General features: G+C 45.8%; 12 protein-coding genes, 1 tRNA gene and 1 pseudogene. All 14 read right to left on the bottom strand.

Features of this window, described 5'->3' with window-relative positions:
* On the bottom strand, window positions 1-208 hold a 208-nt coding region (locus tag HMPREF2952_RS01860), incomplete at its 3' end, for a GTP-binding protein (protein WP_079872993.1).
* An 88-nt stretch (window positions 209-296) separates the two neighbouring features.
* Window positions 297-2402, bottom strand: a complete 2106-nt coding sequence (gene fusA, locus HMPREF2952_RS01855; RefSeq protein WP_003749269.1) for an elongation factor G — start codon at window positions 2400-2402, stop codon at window positions 297-299.
* A gap of 18 nt (window positions 2403-2420) precedes the next feature.
* Window positions 2421-2891, bottom strand: a complete 471-nt coding sequence (rpsG, locus tag HMPREF2952_RS01850) for a 30S ribosomal protein S7 (protein WP_002240962.1) — start codon at window positions 2889-2891, stop codon at window positions 2421-2423.
* A 117-nt stretch (window positions 2892-3008) separates the two neighbouring features.
* A complete protein-coding gene (gene rpsL / locus HMPREF2952_RS01845; RefSeq protein ID WP_002218431.1) occupies window positions 3009-3380 on the bottom strand; it encodes a 30S ribosomal protein S12 in 372 nt (123 codons plus the stop codon).
* A 329-nt stretch (window positions 3381-3709) separates the two neighbouring features.
* A complete protein-coding gene (gene rpoC, locus HMPREF2952_RS01840) occupies window positions 3710-7885 on the bottom strand; it encodes a DNA-directed RNA polymerase subunit beta' (RefSeq protein ID WP_004521093.1) in 4176 nt (1391 codons plus the stop codon).
* A gap of 156 nt (window positions 7886-8041) precedes the next feature.
* Window positions 8042-12220 carry a DNA-directed RNA polymerase subunit beta gene (gene rpoB / locus HMPREF2952_RS01835; protein ID WP_004521091.1) on the bottom strand — a complete coding sequence of 1393 codons (4179 nt, stop codon included), beginning with the start codon at window positions 12218-12220 and terminating at the stop codon, window positions 8042-8044.
* A gap of 189 nt (window positions 12221-12409) precedes the next feature.
* Window positions 12410-12781 carry a 50S ribosomal protein L7/L12 gene (gene rplL, locus HMPREF2952_RS01830; RefSeq protein WP_003677916.1) on the bottom strand — a complete coding sequence of 124 codons (372 nt, stop codon included), beginning with the start codon at window positions 12779-12781 and terminating at the stop codon, window positions 12410-12412.
* A gap of 57 nt (window positions 12782-12838) precedes the next feature.
* Window positions 12839-13339 (bottom strand): 50S ribosomal protein L10, encoded by a 501-nt coding sequence (gene rplJ, locus HMPREF2952_RS01825; RefSeq protein WP_049323748.1) that lies wholly within the window; start codon window positions 13337-13339, stop codon window positions 12839-12841.
* A 223-nt stretch (window positions 13340-13562) separates the two neighbouring features.
* On the bottom strand, window positions 13563-14258 hold the full coding sequence (rplA, locus tag HMPREF2952_RS01820; protein ID WP_003749260.1) for a 50S ribosomal protein L1: 696 nt from the start codon (window positions 14256-14258) through the stop codon (window positions 13563-13565).
* A complete protein-coding gene (rplK, locus tag HMPREF2952_RS01815; RefSeq protein ID WP_002220151.1) occupies window positions 14258-14692 on the bottom strand; it encodes a 50S ribosomal protein L11 in 435 nt (144 codons plus the stop codon). Before rplK ends, rplA begins: the two co-directional genes overlap by 1 nt.
* A 105-nt stretch (window positions 14693-14797) precedes the next feature.
* Window positions 14798-15331 carry a transcription termination/antitermination protein NusG gene (nusG, locus tag HMPREF2952_RS01810; RefSeq protein ID WP_003749258.1) on the bottom strand — a complete coding sequence of 178 codons (534 nt, stop codon included), beginning with the start codon at window positions 15329-15331 and terminating at the stop codon, window positions 14798-14800.
* 2 nt (window positions 15332-15333) lie between these two features.
* Entirely contained in the window at window positions 15334-15609 is a 276-nt protein-coding gene (secE, locus tag HMPREF2952_RS01805) for a preprotein translocase subunit SecE (protein WP_070695215.1), read from the bottom strand.
* Between the two features lie 133 nt (window positions 15610-15742).
* Window positions 15743-15818 (bottom strand) — tRNA-Trp (locus HMPREF2952_RS01800).
* A 6-nt stretch (window positions 15819-15824) separates the two neighbouring features.
* Window positions 15825-15901, bottom strand: a pseudogene (locus tag HMPREF2952_RS10820) (elongation factor Tu); the annotation flags it as partial.

Raw genomic sequence — 15901 nt, 5'->3', positions numbered from 1 at the left:
ATTCTACGTGTGAGGTATTAATGGTAATACCGCGGGCTTTTTCTTCAGGAGCGTTGTCGATTTGGTCGTAAGCTTTTGCAGCACCACCAAATTTTTTAGCCAAAATAGTAGTCAAAGCAGCAGTCAGAGTGGTTTTACCATGGTCAACGTGACCGATGGTGCCAACGTTTACGTGCGGTTTGCTACGTTCAAATTTTTCCTTAGCCATGAGCTAATTCCTTTACATTAAAGATCGATTAAAGAACAGAGGCCGTCTGAAAAATCATTTCAGCCTTTCAGACGACCTATTTGCCTGATTAGCCTTTACGGGCTTCAGTTACAGCAGCAGCTATGTGGGCAGGAGCTTCAGAATATTTCTTGAACTCCATAGAGTAAGTAGCGCGGCCTTGGGTTGCAGAACGCAGGTCGGTAGAATAACCGAACATTTCTGCCAGAGGCACTTCGGCACGGACTTTTTTACCGCCGATGCCGTCATCATCCATACCCAATACAACACCACGACGACGGTTCAAGTCGCCCATTACGTCACCCATGTATTCTTCAGGTGTTTCCACCTCAACTGCCATGATTGGTTCCAACAGAGCTGGATTGGCTTTACGCATACCTTCTTTGAAGGCTTGAGACGCAGCCAATTCGAAGGCCAGTTGAGAGGAGTCAACATCGTGTGAAGAACCGAAGATCAGACGCACACGTACGTCAACTACTGGGTAACCGGCAACGATACCGTTAGGCAAAGTATCGCGAATACCTTTATCGACAGACGGAATAAATTCGCGAGGAATCACACCACCTTTAATTTCATCGATAAATTCGTAGCCCGCACCACCTGGTTCCATAGGTTCCATTTTGATCACAACGTGACCGTATTGACCTTTACCACCAGATTGTTTGGCATGTTTGTATTCAGCTTCAACTTCTTTGCGGATGGTTTCACGGTAAGCCACTTGAGGCGCACCGATGTTTGCTTCCACGCCGAATTCGCGTTTCATACGGTCAACAATAATTTCCAAGTGCAGCTCACCCATACCAGAAATAATGGTTTGACCGGACTCTTCGTCTGTACGAACGCGGAAAGAAGGGTCTTCTTTCGCCAGACGGTTCAGGGCGATACCCATTTTCTCTTGGTCGGCTTTGGTTTTCGGCTCAACGGCAATATGGATTACCGGCTCAGGGAATTCCATGCGTTCCAAGATGATAGGTGCGCTTTCTGCACACAAGGTCTCACCAGTAGTAACGTCTTTAAGACCGATCGCAGCTGCAATATCACCAGCGCGTACTTCTTCAATTTCAGTACGGTCTGCAGCAGTCATTTGCACCAAGCGACCGATACGTTCGCGAGTACCTTTTACAGAGTTCAATACGGTATCACCGGATTTCACCACACCAGAGTAAACGCGGATGAAAGTCAGCTGACCAACGTATTTATCATTCAACATTTTGAACGCCAATGCAGAGAATTTCTCTTCATCGCTGGCTTGACGGCTGTCGGCTTCTTCAGTGTTAGGGTTAACACCTTGAACTGGAGGAATGTCGGTAGGAGCAGGCAGCAATTCTACAACTGCATCCAACATACGTTGAACACCTTTGTTTTTAAATGCTGAACCGCACAACATTGGTTGAATTTCACCGGCCAAAGTACGTTGACGCAATGCGCCTACGATTTCTTCTTCAGTCAGCTCATCACCGCCCAAGTATTTGTCCATCAATTCTTCGCTGGCTTCTGCTGCAGCTTCAATCATGTTTTGACGCCATTCTTCGGCAGTCTCAACCAATTCAGCAGGAATGTCGCCATAGGTAAAGGTTGTACCTTTATCGGCTTCATTCCAAATAATGGATTTCATTTTCAACAGGTCAACGACACCGCTGAAGCTGTCTTCCGCACCAACCGGAATCACGATAGGTACTGGGTTTGCGCGCAAACGGGTTTTCATTTGCTCAACAACGCGGAAGAAGTTGGCACCTTGACGGTCCATTTTGTTTACAAATGCCAAGCGAGGTACTTGGTATTTGTTAGCTTGACGCCATACGGTTTCAGATTGAGGTTGAACACCGCCTACTGCACAGTAAACCATTACCGCGCCGTCCAATACACGCATAGAACGCTCTACCTCTACAGTAAAGTCAACGTGTCCCGGAGTGTCGATGATGTTGAAACGGTGCTCAGGGAACTGTTTCGCCATACCAGACCAATAAGAAGTCACAGCAGCAGAAGTAATGGTAATACCACGCTCTTGCTCTTGTTCCATGTAGTCGGTAGTAGCCGCGCCGTCATGCACTTCGCCCAATTTATGAGTCAAACCTGTATAGAACAAAATACGTTCTGTTGTGGTTGTTTTACCCGCGTCAATATGGGCAGAAATACCGATATTGCGATACAGGCTGATAGGGGTCTTACGAGCCATTTTGTTAGCCTTTCGATATTAGAAACGGAAGTGAGAGAATGCTTTGTTAGCTTCAGCCATGCGGTGTACTTCTTCACGTTTTTTCAACGCACCGCCACGACCTTCAGCCGCATCAATCAATTCGCCTGCCAAACGCAGGTCCATAGATTTCTCACCACGTTTACGGGCCGCATCGCGAACCCAGCGCATTGCCAAGGCCAGACGACGTGAAGGACGAACTTCAACAGGAACTTGGTAGTTTGCACCACCTACACGGCGGCTTTTCACTTCCACGATAGGTTTGGCGTTTGCAATGGCTTCGTTAAATACTTCAATTGCTACTTTGCCGGTTTTTTTCTCAATTTGCTCCAACGCACCGTAAACGATACGTTCTGCAACAGATTTTTTACCGTCAATCATCAATACGTTCATGAATTTAGTCAGCTCAACGCTGCCGAATTTAGGATCTGGCAGTACGTCGCGCTTAGGGACTTCTCTACGTCTTGGCATTTTAATTTCCTTTAATCTATTCAGTTGGGGCAATTCCCATGAATACCCAATTGAGTATTCACTTACTCGGCCGTTGTTCAGCTTAGGCGGCCGACGTGCCTATTTGAGTCCCGATAATTATTTAGGACGCTTAGCACCGTATTTAGAACGGGCTTGTTTACGGTCTTTAACACCTGCAGTATCCAAAGAACCGCGTACAGTGTGGTAACGTACACCTGGCAAGTCTTTTACACGACCGCCGCGAATCAATACGACGCTGTGCTCTTGCAGGTTGTGGCCTTCACCGCCGATATATGAAATTACTTCAAAACCGTTGGTCAGGCGAACTTTACATACTTTACGCAATGCAGAGTTAGGTTTTTTAGGGGTAGTTGTGTATACACGGGTGCAGACGCCACGTTTTTGCGGGCAAGCTTCCAGTGCAGGCACTTTGTTTACGTACACAGGCTTTTGACGGCCTTTGCGTACCAATTGGTTAATAGTTGGCATATTTTCTCGTCCTGTTGAGTTAAATACTTGCCGACACCATGTCGACAAGATTGGAATTATATTTTTATTGCAAGGGTTTAGTCAAGCAAATGACTGATAAAGTTTGGTGTTTTCCAATTTATGTCTAAATTTTGGAAACAAAGGCCGTCTGAAATATTCAGACGGCCTTTGTCATTTTAAATAAGTCCGCAATTTAGTTCTCTACTTATTTTCTCCATTGCTTTCCTTATTTATTCAGACGGCCTTAAACTCTACCCTCTTTTAAGTCCTCTAAAAAATAAAACCGCAAGACTGGCTTGCGGTTTTATTTTCACAATAATCCCTCGGGATTATTCGTCTAAAGCTTCGGTTTCAGAAGTTACTTGATCGGCTTGCTGCCATTGTTGATGACGGCTGCGGTGGTAGGTCAAACCTGTACCGGCAGGAATCAATCGACCGACAATCACGTTCTCTTTTAAACCGCGCAGCTCGTCTTGTTTGCCCATGATAGCGGCCTCGGTCAAGACGCGGGTTGTTTCTTGGAACGATGCTGCAGAAATGAAGCTGTCGGTAGACAAGGAAGCTTTGGTAATACCCAACAACACATTTTCATAACGTGCCGGCTCTTTGCCTTCAGCGATGGCTTTCTCATTGGCAAGCATCACATCGCTACGCTCAACTTGTTCGCCGGTAATAAACTCTGTATCACCAGCATCCACAATGTTCACACGGCGCAGCATTTGGCGGATGATGACTTCGATGTGTTTATCGGAAATCTTCACACCTTGCAAGCGGTAAACCTCTTGTACCTCTTGAACAATGTAGCGAGCCAATGCTTCGATACCTTGCAGACGCAGAATGTCATGCGGATCTACGGCACCATCCACGATGGTTTCACCGCGGTTTACCACTTGACCGTCGTGTACCAAAATCTGTTTCTCTTTAGAAATCAGCGTTTCGTATGCTACACCGTCTACATCGGTAATAATCAGACGCTGTTTACCTTTGGTTTCTTTACCGAAGGAAACGGTACCGGTAATTTCAGCCAACATGCCGGCATCTTTCGGCACGCGTGCTTCAAACAACTCAGCAACGCGCGGCAAACCACCGGTAATATCGCGGGTTTTAGAAGACGCTTGTGGAATACGCGCCAACACATCACCCTTACCGACTTCCTGACCTTCACGGATAGTAATCACCGCACCGACCGGGAATGCCATAGAAACTGGGGTAGTCGTACCAGGAATGCAAATTTCCAGACCATTTTCATCCAACAGTTTGACAGTCGGACGCAACAGTTTAGAAGCACTAGAAGAACGACGTTTGCCGTCAATCACTACCAAAGTAGACAAACCGGTTACATCGTCAGTTTGTTTCGCAACGGTAACACCCTCTTCCACGTTTTCGAATTTCACCATACCTGCGTGTTCGGTGATCATCGGACGGGTATGCGGATCCCAAGTTGCCAAAGTTTGACCGGCTTTAATGGCTTCGCCGTCTTGTACCAGCAGGATTGCACCGTAAGGTACTTTGTGACGTTCACGTTCGCGACCGATATCGTCGTGAATCACTACTTCACAAGAGCGGCCAATGACAACCAATTCGCCTTTGTTGTTGGCAACGTAACGCATTTGGCTGCTGAAACGAGCTGTACCATTGGATTTGGCTTCCACTTGACTGGCAGCAGCCGCACGAGATGCCGCACCACCGATGTGGAACGTACGCATGGTCAGCTGAGTACCTGGCTCACCAATAGATTGTGCAGCAATTACACCTACAGCTTCACCAGCGTTAACCAGTTTACCGCGCGCCAAGTCGCGGCCATAACAGTGTGCACACAAGCCATGACGGGTTTTACAAGTAATTGGCGTACGGACTTTAACCTCGTCAACACCAGATTGGTCAATGATATCAACTAATTTCTCAGTCAGCAGTGTACCTGCCTCAACCAAAGTCTCGCCAGTTGAAGGATCAACAACATCTGATGCTGTAACACGGCCTAAAATACGATCGCGCAACGCTTCAATTACGTCACCGCCTTGTACTACTGCTTTCATGACAAAGCCGTCTGAAGTACCGCAATCGTCTTCAACAACGACCAAGTCTTGAGTTACGTCTACCAGACGACGGGTCAGGTAACCAGAGTTTGCCGTTTTCAACGCGGTATCCGCCAAACCTTTACGCGCACCGTGGGTCGCAATAAAGTATTGCAATACAGTCAAACCTTCGCGGAAGTTAGAGGTAATTGGCGTTTCGATAATAGAGCCGTCAGGTTTGGCCATCAAACCACGCATACCGGACAACTGTTTAATCTGAGCTGCAGAACCACGGGCACCAGAGTCGGCCATCATGTAAATAGAGTTGAAGGACTCTTGATCAACTTCGTTGCCGTCACGGTCGATAACTTTTTGTTTGGACAGATTGTCCATCATCGCTTTAGCGATCTTATCGCCGGCACGACCCCAAATATCGACCACTTTGTTGTAACGTTCGCCGTTGGTCACCAAACCTTGACGGTATTGGTCTTCGATTTCTTTAACTTCGGCATTAGCCTCAGCCAGCAAGGCTGCTTTTTCTTTCGGAATTTCCATATCGTCAACCGCAATGGAAATACCGCCTTTAGCCGCAAAACCGAAACCGGTATACATCAAGTGGTCGGCAAAAATAACTGTGTCACGCAAACCGCACAGACGGAATGATGCGTTAATCAGTTTAGAAATTTCTTTTTTCTTCAGCGCTTTGTTGATGTACTCGAACGGCAGGCCTTTAGGCAAGATTTCGCTCAACAATGCACGGCCGACAGTCGTTTCGTAACGGTTAACGACAGGCTCAAACTCACCTGCTTCGTTTTTTACCCATTCGCGCAGACGTACGGTAATTTTCGTACCCAGTTCAACCTGTTTGGTATGGTATGCACGATGCACTTCTTTCACATCGGCAAACAGGCTGCCTTCGCCTTTGGCATTGATACGGTCGCGGGTCATGTAGTACAGACCCAATACGATATCTTGAGAAGGTACGATGATTGGTTCGCCGTTGGCTGGAGACAATACGTTGTTTGAAGCCAGCATCAGCGTGCGTGCTTCCATTTGTGCTTCCAAGCTCAATGGAACGTGTACAGCCATTTGGTCACCGTCAAAGTCGGCGTTAAATGCGGCACACACCAATGGGTGCAACTGAATCGCTTTACCTTCGATCAGGATAGGTTCGAACGCTTGAATACCCAAACGGTGCAGGGTTGGCGCACGGTTCAGCATAATCGGATGTTCGCGGATCACTTCTTCCAAGATATCCCATACTTCAGGTACTTCTTGTTCTACCAATTTTTTCGCAGCTTTAACGGTAGACGCCAAACCTTGTTTTTCCAATTTGTGGAAAATGAATGGTTTGAACAGTTCCAACGCCATTTTTTTCGGCAGACCACATTGGTGCAGACGCAGGTATGGACCTACGGTAATCACGGAACGACCAGAGTAGTCCACACGTTTACCCAGCAGGTTTTGACGGAAGCGGCCGCCTTTACCTTTAATCATGTCAGCCAATGATTTCAGCGGACGTTTGTTGGCGCCGGTCATGGCTTTACCGCGACGGCCGTTATCCAACAGAGAGTCAACTGCTTCTTGCAACATACGTTTTTCGTTACGAACGATGATGTCAGGCGCATGCAGTTCCAACAGACGTTTCAGACGGTTGTTACGGTTAATAACGCGGCGGTACAAATCGTTCAAATCGGAAGTGGCAAAACGACCACCATCCAATGGAACCAACGGACGCAAATCAGGCGGCAATACCGGCAGCACGTCCATAATCATCCATTCCAGTTTCATACCGGAACGGTGGAAAGCTTCCAATACTTTCAAACGTTTGGCAATTTTTTTAATTTTGGTGTCAGAACCGGTAGATTCCAGCTCTTGACGCAGGATTTCGATTTCGCCGGTAATATCCAAGGTGCGCAACAATTCACGGATACCTTCTGCACCCATTTTGGCATCGAAGTCGTCGCCGTATTCGTCCAGTTTGTTGTAGTAATCGTCTTCAGTCAGTAATTGACGACGTTGCAACGGAGTCATGCCGGGATCGGTTACCACAAATGCTTCAAAGTACAATACGCGTTCGATATCGCGCAAAGTCATGTCCAGTACCATACCCAAGCGGGAAGGCAGGGATTTCAAGAACCAAATATGGGCAACTGGTGCTGCCAATTCAATGTGGCCCATGCGTTCGCGGCGTACTTTAGACAGGGTCACTTCTACGCCACATTTTTCACAGGTTACGCCTTTAAATTTCAAGCGTTTGTATTTACCGCACAAACATTCATAGTCTTTGACCGGGCCAAAGATTTTGGCACAGAATAAACCGTCACGCTCAGGTTTGAACGTGCGGTAGTTGATGGTTTCAGGTTTTTTAACTTCGCCATAAGACCATGAGCGGATGGTTTCGGGAGAGGCAATACCGATTTTGATGGCATCAAACTCTTCTTCCATGCCGGCAGTTTGCAACGGATTAAATAAGTTCAACAAATTCATTTTTGCTCCTTGAAGGAAGTATTTTTACCGCATGGCGGATTTTCGATATTGGGAAACGGTACTTTTGATTTCAGATGGCCTAAATGCCGATTGCTTCATTCTTATTCTGAAACCGCTTTTTCAGACGACCTTAAAAGGCCGTCTGAAAACTTCTGTTTAGTAGCGTTCCAAATCGATATCCAAGCCCAGTGAGCGAATCTCTTTAACCAATACGTTGAAGGATTCAGGCATACCGGCATCGATTTTGTGTTCACCTTTGACGATATTTTCGTACATTTTGGTACGGCCGTTCACGTCGTCAGACTTCACAGTCAGCATCTCTTGCAGCGTGTATGCCGCGCCGTATGCTTCCAATGCCCAAACCTCCATCTCGCCGAAACGTTGGCCACCGAACTGAGCTTTACCGCCCAAAGGCTGCTGGGTAACCAAACTGTATGGACCGGTAGAACGGGCGTGCATTTTTTCGTCAACCAAGTGGTGCAGTTTCAGATAGTGCATCACACCGACTGTAACCTTGCGGTCAAATGCTTCGCCGGAACGGCCGTCATACAGCGTGATTTGAGTTTTACTGTCGTTGAAGCCCAGTTTCTCAACCTCAGGATCTTCACTTGGGTAAGCCAAGTTCAACATTTCGCGGATTTCAGACTCTTTCGCACCGTCGAATACAGGAGAGGCGAAAGACGCACCTTTGCGCAGGTTAGAAGCCAATTCGATGATTTCTTCATCTGTCAGGCTGTCTAAATCTTCTTTCTTACCGCTACCGTTGTAGAGTTTGTTCAAGAATTCACGCAGCTCGCTGGCTTTGCGTTGCTCTTTCAGCATACGATCGATGCGTTCACCGATACCTTTTGCCGCCCAACCCAAGTGAACTTCCAAAATCTGACCAATGTTCATACGGGAAGGTACGCCCAATGGGTTCAGTACAATGTCTACCGGACGGCCGTCAGCCATGTAAGGCATGTCTTCCACCGGCAGAATGCGTGATACCACACCTTTGTTACCGTGGCGACCCGCCATTTTGTCACCGGCTTGCAGACGGCGTTTGATGGCGATAAATACTTTCACCATTTTTTGTACGCCCGGTTGCAGCTCGTCGCCTTGGGTCAGTTTTTTCTTCTTGATCTCATACAACTCATCCGCTTCTTCGCGTTTTTGTTGCAGGCTCAATTTAATCAGTTCCAACTGTTTGGCCAAATCTTCGTCAGCCAAACGGATGTCAAACCAATCATGTTTGCTGGACAGGCTCGCCAAATATTCGGTAGTGATTTCACTGCCTTTAGCCAGCTTCATCGGACCACCATTGGCTTTTTGACCAACAATCATACGCTCGATACGGTCAAATGCGTCGTTATCAAAAATACGCAACTGGTCGCTCAAGTCTTGACGGTAACGTTTCAGCTCAGAATCAATAATGGATTGAGCACGTTTGTCGCGTTGAATACCTTCACGAGTAAAGACTTGAACATCGATAACGGTACCGCTCATGCCGGTAGGCATACGCAATGAAGTATCTTTTACGTCAGACGCTTTTTCACCGAAGATGGCACGCAGCAGTTTTTCTTCAGGAGTCAGTTGGGTTTCGCCTTTAGGTGTTACTTTACCTACCAAGACGTCACCAGCTTCTACTTCTGCACCAATATATACGATACCGGATTCATCCAAACGGTTTTGCATACGCTCAGACAAGTTCGGAATATCGCGGGTAATGTCTTCCGCACCCAGTTTAGTGTCACGTGCGACAACGTTCAGCTCTTCAATGTGAATCGAAGTATAACGATCGTCTGCAGCCACTTTTTCTGAAATCAGAATCGAGTCTTCGTAGTTGTAACCGTTCCATGGCATGAAGGCGATGGTCATGTTTTGACCCAAAGCCAACTCGCCCAAGTCGGTAGATGCACCGTCGGCCACCAAGTCACCACGTTGCAACACATCGCCTGCTTTTACGGCCGGACGTTGGTTGATGTTGGTAGATTGGTTAGAACGGGTGAATTTAACCAAGTTGTAAATATCGACACCCACTTCACCGGCAGTCGCTTCATCATCATGAACACGAACTACAACACGGTTGGCATCTACATACTCAACCACACCGCCGCGGCGGGCAACGATTGCAGTTGCAGAGTCAACGGCAACAGAGCGCTCAATACCGGTACCAACCATCGGTTTTTCAGGGCGCAGACACGGTACAGCCTGACGTTGCATGTTGGCACCCATCAATGCACGGTTCGCGTCATCATGTTCCAAGAATGGAATCAGAGATGCTGCAACGGATACCACTTGACCGGTTGCCACGTCCATATATTGAACGCGGTCAGGCGTCGCCATAATGGTTTCGCCTTTTTCACGACAAGTGACCAAGTCGCCAATCAAATTACCGTCTTTGTCCAAATCGGCATTCGCCTGTGCAATCACATAACGGCCTTCTTCGATAGCAGACAAGTAGTCGATTTCTTCAGTTACTTTGCCATCGACAACACGGCGGTAAGGAGTTTCCAAGAAACCATAATCATTGGTACGCGCATAAACGGATAATGAGTTGATCAAACCAATGTTTGGACCCTCAGGTGTTTCAATAGGACATACACGGCCATAGTGGGTCGGATGTACGTCTCGCACCTCAAAGCCTGCACGTTCGCGAGTCAAACCGCCCGGGCCCAATGCAGATACACGGCGTTTATGGGTTACTTCAGACAATGGGTTGGTCTGATCCATAAATTGGCTCAATTGGCTGGAACCGAAGAATTCTTTAATCGCGGCAGAAACAGGTTTCGCATTGATCAAGTCATGCGGCATCAAGTTCTCAGATTCTGCTTGGTTCAAACGCTCTTTAACTGCACGTTCTACACGAGCCAAACCGCTGCGGAATTGGTTTTCAGTCAACTCACCCACAGAACGAACACGACGATTACCCAAGTGATCAATATCGTCTACTTCACCATGACCGTTACGCAGTTCAACTAATGTAGCAATGGAAGCAACAATGTCTTCAACGCTCAGAACGTAACCACCTTTTTCGGCAGCACCGGCCAAAGTTTCGTTCAGCAAACGGCCATACCAAGAGTTTTGTTGTGCTTCAGACAGTTTTTGCTCGTATGTGCGCGTATTGAATTTCATACGGCCTACGCGAGACAAATCATAGCTGTCTTCACTGAAGAACAAGCGGTTGAAGAGCTGCTCAACAGCTTCTTCGGTAGGCGGTTCGCCAGGACGCATCATGCGGTAAATCGCTACGCGTGCAGCTTGCTGATCAGCAGTTTCGTCTGTACGCAGAGTGCTGGAGATGTAACCGCCTTGATCCAATTCGTTGATATAAAGGGTCGTAATTTCTTTTACACCATGGATATCAAGTTTAGCCAACAGTTCTTCTGTAATTTCATCGTTAGCAGAAGCCAATACTTCACCGGTTTCCGGATCAATCAGGTCAGCAGCCAATGCTTTGCCTATCAAGCTTTCTGGCTCTACATTCAAACGAGTCAAGCCTGCATTGGTAATATCACGGATATTTTTCGCAGTAATGCGTTTACCTTTGGCAACCAGTACATTGCCTTCTTTATCCAAGATGTCAACTTTGGCAGTTTCACCTTTCAGACGGCCTGCAACCAGATCAGTTTGAACACCGTTTGAAGACAAATAGAAAGTTTCTTTGTCGTAGAAAATATCCAAGATTTGTTCATTGTTATAGCCCAAAGCTTTCAACAAAATCGTAACCGGCATTTTACGGCGACGGTCGATACGGAAATACAGCAAATCTTTTGGATCAAATTCGAAATCCAACCATGAACCACGGTAAGGAATAATACGAGCAGAGAACAACAACTTACCGGAAGAATGTGTTTTACCACGGTCATGCTCAAAGAACACACCAGGAGAACGGTGCAACTGGGAAACAATTACACGCTCTGTACCATTGATGACAAAAGAGCCACTTGGCGTCATCAACGGAATTTCGCCCATATATACTTCGTTTTCACGAACTTCTTTTACGGTCGGTTTAGACGCTTCTTTATCCAAAATCACCAAACGGATACGTGCACGCAATGGAGCCGCATAAGTAATACCGCGCAATTGACATTCAGGAATATCGAACAAAGGTTCGCCCAATGTGTAATGCACAAACTCCAATCGTGCATAACCATTATGGCTCACAATCGGGAAAATAGAATTGAATGCTGCTTGCAGACCATCATCAGTACGTTGGTCAAAAGCGTTTTCCAACTGTAAAAATTTCGCATAAGAATCAATTTGGGTTGCCAGCAGGAAAGGAACATCCAAGACATTCTCTCGCTTTGCAAAACTCTTACGGATACGTTTTTTCTCGGTAAACGAATAGCTCATATACACTCCGAAAAGCAATTTTAAATAATAGGCCGTCTAAAACAACGGCATGCATCAACTTAATATTTACATTTATTTGCAATGATTTTATAAAAACTATGCAAATAAATGTAAACAATGCCTAATGCTTATTTTAAGAAGCAAAATAAGGCTGGCAGAAAACTGCCAGCCTTTACAGGAAGCATCAAATTATTTGATTTCGACTTTAGCGCCAGCTTCTTCCAGTTGTTTTTGGATGTCTTCAGCTTCAGCTTTAGAAACACCTTCTTTCAGAGTTTTAGGTGCACCGTCAACGATGTCTTTAGCTTCTTTCAGACCCAAGCCAGTGATAGCGCGGACAACTTTAATCACGCCAACTTTTTGATCACCAGCAGAAGCCAATACTACGTCAAATTCAGTTTTTTCTTCAGCAGCAGCTGCACCAGCACCTGCAGGACCTGCAACTGCAACGGCAGCAGCAGAAACGCCAAATTTCTCTTCAAAAGCTTTAACCAGATCGTTCAATTCCATTACGGTCAAAGAACCAACGGCTTCCAAAATGTCTTCTTTAGTAATAGCCATGCTATTTTACTCCAAATATTGTATTAAAAAATAATTGATTAAATGAAACAAAATCGATTAAGCGGCTTCTTCGCCGGCTTTTTTCTCTGCCAAAGCAGCCAAACCACGTGCAAAGCCTGATACAGGAGCTTGCATAACGAACAACAGTTTGGACAACAGTTCTTCGCGGCTTGGAATAGAAGCCAACTCAGCAACCTGAGCAGGATTCATCACTTCGCCATTGTAAGAACCGGCTTTAACGATGATTTTGTCATCTTTTTTCGCGAATTGGTGCAGCACTTTAGCAGCAGCAACAGCATCTTCAGAAGCAGCGTAAACCAATGGACCAACCATTTGATCGGCCAAAGCTGCGAATGAAGTACCCTCTACTGCGCGACGAGCCAGAGTATTTTTCAGAACACGCAAGTACACGCCTTCTTTACGTGCATTCGCACGAAGCTCAGTCATGCTGGAAACACTGATACCGCGATATTCAGCGACTACGAGAGTTTGAGCGTTAGCAATAGCTGCGCTAATTTCCTCTACGGCCACTTTCTTGGTTTCAATATTGAGACTCAAGGTCTACCTCCCACTGTTTATAAACAGGATACCGAAATGATATCCCACCAGCGCGGTAACCTAAAAAGACATCTTACAAGCAATCTTGCAATGTGTTTCAGGACTACCGTCTGCGTAGGGCAGTTACGATTAAATCTTACGATCCCTACGGTCTTGGACATCTACTTAATTTTAAGTAGCCCAAATTCAGGCAATCCAGAAAGCCGGATCACCTGAAAATTTCTTAGTTATTCACGCTTGCAGTATCAACGCGAACACCCAAACCCATAGTGCTGGATACAGCAACTTTTTTCAGGTACTGACCTTTAGCAGCAGCAGGTTTGGCTTTAACGATAGCATCCAGCAACGCATTGAAGTTTTCTTTCAAGTCAGCTTCAGCGAAAGAAGCACGACCGATAGTTGCATGAACGATACCGGCTTTATCTGTACGGTATTGTACTTGACCTGCTTTTGCATTTTTAACTGCTTCAGCAACGTTAGGAGTAACAGTACCTACTTTAGGGTTTGGCATCAGACCACGAGGGCCCAAGATAGTACCCAATTGACCAACGATACGCATTGCATCAGGAGAAGCAATAACAACGTCAAAGTTCAGGTTACCAGCTTTGATTTCAGCAGCCAAATCTTCGAAACCGACGATATCTGCACCAGCCTCTTTAGCAGCTTCTGCATTTGCACCTTGTGTAAATACAGCTACGCGAGTTGTTTTACCGGTACCTTTAGGCAGAACGACTGAACCACGAATAACTTGGTCAGATTTACGAGGATCAACACCCAAGTTGAAAGATACGTCAACAGACTCATCAAATTTAGCAGTAGCAGCTTTTTTAACCAAAGCAATTGCTTCGTCGATTGCGTACAGTTTGTTAGCTTCAACAGAAGAGCGAAGAGCTTTCAAGCGTTTAGATACTTTAGCCATTATACAACACCCTCCACATCCAAGCCCATTGAGCGAGCAGAACCTGCGATAGTACGAACAGCCGCATCTAAGTCAGCAGCAGTCAAATCAGGCTCTTTAGTTTTAGCAATTTCTTCCAACTGAGCACGGGTCAATTTACCCACTTTATTAGTCAGAGGATTAGAACTACCTTTTTGCAGACCAGCAGCTTTTTTCAACAAGATAGAAGCTGGTGGAGTTTTCATCACAAATGTGAATGATTTATCTGCAAATGCAGTGATTACGACTGGAATTGGCAAACCAGGTTCCATACCTTGGGTTGCAGCATTAAATGCTTTACAGAATTCCATGATGTTCAAACCACGTTGACCCAAAGCTGGACCAACTGGGGGAGATGGATTGGCTTTACCTGCAGGAATTTGCAGTTTAATGTAGCCGATAATTTTCTTTGCCACTTAAAGGACTCCTAAAAACGGGTATAACGCGGAACCATTCCGCTTCCCAAACAGAATTCGCGATTATATCCGCTTAAAAAAAAATTTTCAAGCGAATTAAACCACTTAAATCTTTTCAACCTGACCGAACTCTAATTCAACCGGTGTTTCGCGACCAAAAATCTGAACTGAAACACGCAGTCTATTACGTTCGTAATTAACTTCATCAACAATACCGTTGAAATCAGCAAATGGGCCTTCGTTTACTCGAACTTGCTGACCAACTTCAAACTCAACTTTTGGTTTTGGCTTCTCAACACCTGTCTTAGCTTGTTGCAAAATAGCATCCGCATCTTTTTGAGAAATTGGGATCGGGCGATTTCCACTACCGCCTACAAAACCATTTACTCGAGGAGTGCTCTTAACCAAGTGCCACGAATCATCAGTCATTTCCATTTCGACCAATACATAGCCTGGATAGAATTTACGCTCACTGATGGTTTTTCGACCATTCTTGATATCTACTACTTCCTCAACGGGCACAAGAATCTGACCGAAATAATCTTCCATGTTTTCACGAGCAATACGCTCTTTCAATGTTTTTTGAACATTTTTTTCAAAACCGGAATAGGCCTGCACCACATACCAACGCTTTGACATCTTTACCCTTTCCTATTTAATAAAACATCAAAAAACAACCATGAAATAATTGTATCTGCCACATAAATGAAGGCTGCTAAAATCGCAACAAAGATAATTACAAATACAGTCATTTTGACCGCTTCATCCCGACTCGGCCAAACCACTTTCTTAAACTCGGTCCAAGAGCTCTTAAAATATGCAAACAGACCTTCTTTCTTTTCAGAAGCTGGCTTACTGCTTACCACTACTTCCTTTTTCTGATGGCCTTCTTTGTGTCCAGACGGATGTTCTGTCATCTTTACTCACTTATCAATGCCCCACCCACCATCCATTTTAGATAGCAGCATTGATCCATATAATTAATTCTAGATAATCTTAAAACTTAAGTACAAAAAAATTAACCGGCACAAGGCCGGTTAATTTTTTATTTGGCAGGCCAAGAGGGTCTCGAACCCCCAACCCTCGGTTTTGGAGACCGATACTCTACCAATTGAGCTATTGGCCTCTAAACTTAAGCGATGATAGAAGAAACCACACCTGCACCTACGGTACGGCCACCTTCGCGAATCGCAAAGCGCAGACCTTCTT

This window comes from Neisseria sp. HMSC068C12 (genome assembly GCF_001814095.1).
Taxonomy (GTDB): Bacteria; Pseudomonadota; Gammaproteobacteria; order Burkholderiales; family Neisseriaceae; genus Neisseria; species Neisseria perflava.
Note: the sequence above shows the minus strand (reverse complement) of the source record. Positions and strands in the feature narration are given on the sequence as shown.

What these genes read in the sequence shown, in the direction of transcription:
- fusA (WP_003749269.1), bottom strand. Translation starts at nt 2,402, where the DNA reads ATGGCTCGTAAGACCCCTATCAGCCTGTATCGCAATATCGGTATTTCT.
- rpoB (WP_004521091.1), bottom strand. Translation starts at nt 12,220, where the DNA reads ATGAGCTATTCGTTTACCGAGAAAAAACGTATCCGTAAGAGTTTTGCA.
- rpoC (WP_004521093.1), bottom strand. Translation starts at nt 7,885, where the DNA reads ATGAATTTGTTGAACTTATTTAATCCGTTGCAAACTGCCGGCATGGAA.
- rpsL (WP_002218431.1), bottom strand. Translation starts at nt 3,380, where the DNA reads ATGCCAACTATTAACCAATTGGTACGCAAAGGCCGTCAAAAGCCTGTG.
- secE (WP_070695215.1), bottom strand. Translation starts at nt 15,609, where the DNA reads ATGACAGAACATCCGTCTGGACACAAAGAAGGCCATCAGAAAAAGGAA.
- nusG (WP_003749258.1), bottom strand. Translation starts at nt 15,331, where the DNA reads ATGTCAAAGCGTTGGTATGTGGTGCAGGCCTATTCCGGTTTTGAAAAA.
- rpsG (WP_002240962.1), bottom strand. Translation starts at nt 2,891, where the DNA reads ATGCCAAGACGTAGAGAAGTCCCTAAGCGCGACGTACTGCCAGATCCT.
- rplA (WP_003749260.1), bottom strand. Translation starts at nt 14,258, where the DNA reads ATGGCTAAAGTATCTAAACGCTTGAAAGCTCTTCGCTCTTCTGTTGAA.
- rplL (WP_003677916.1), bottom strand. Translation starts at nt 12,781, where the DNA reads ATGGCTATTACTAAAGAAGACATTTTGGAAGCCGTTGGTTCTTTGACC.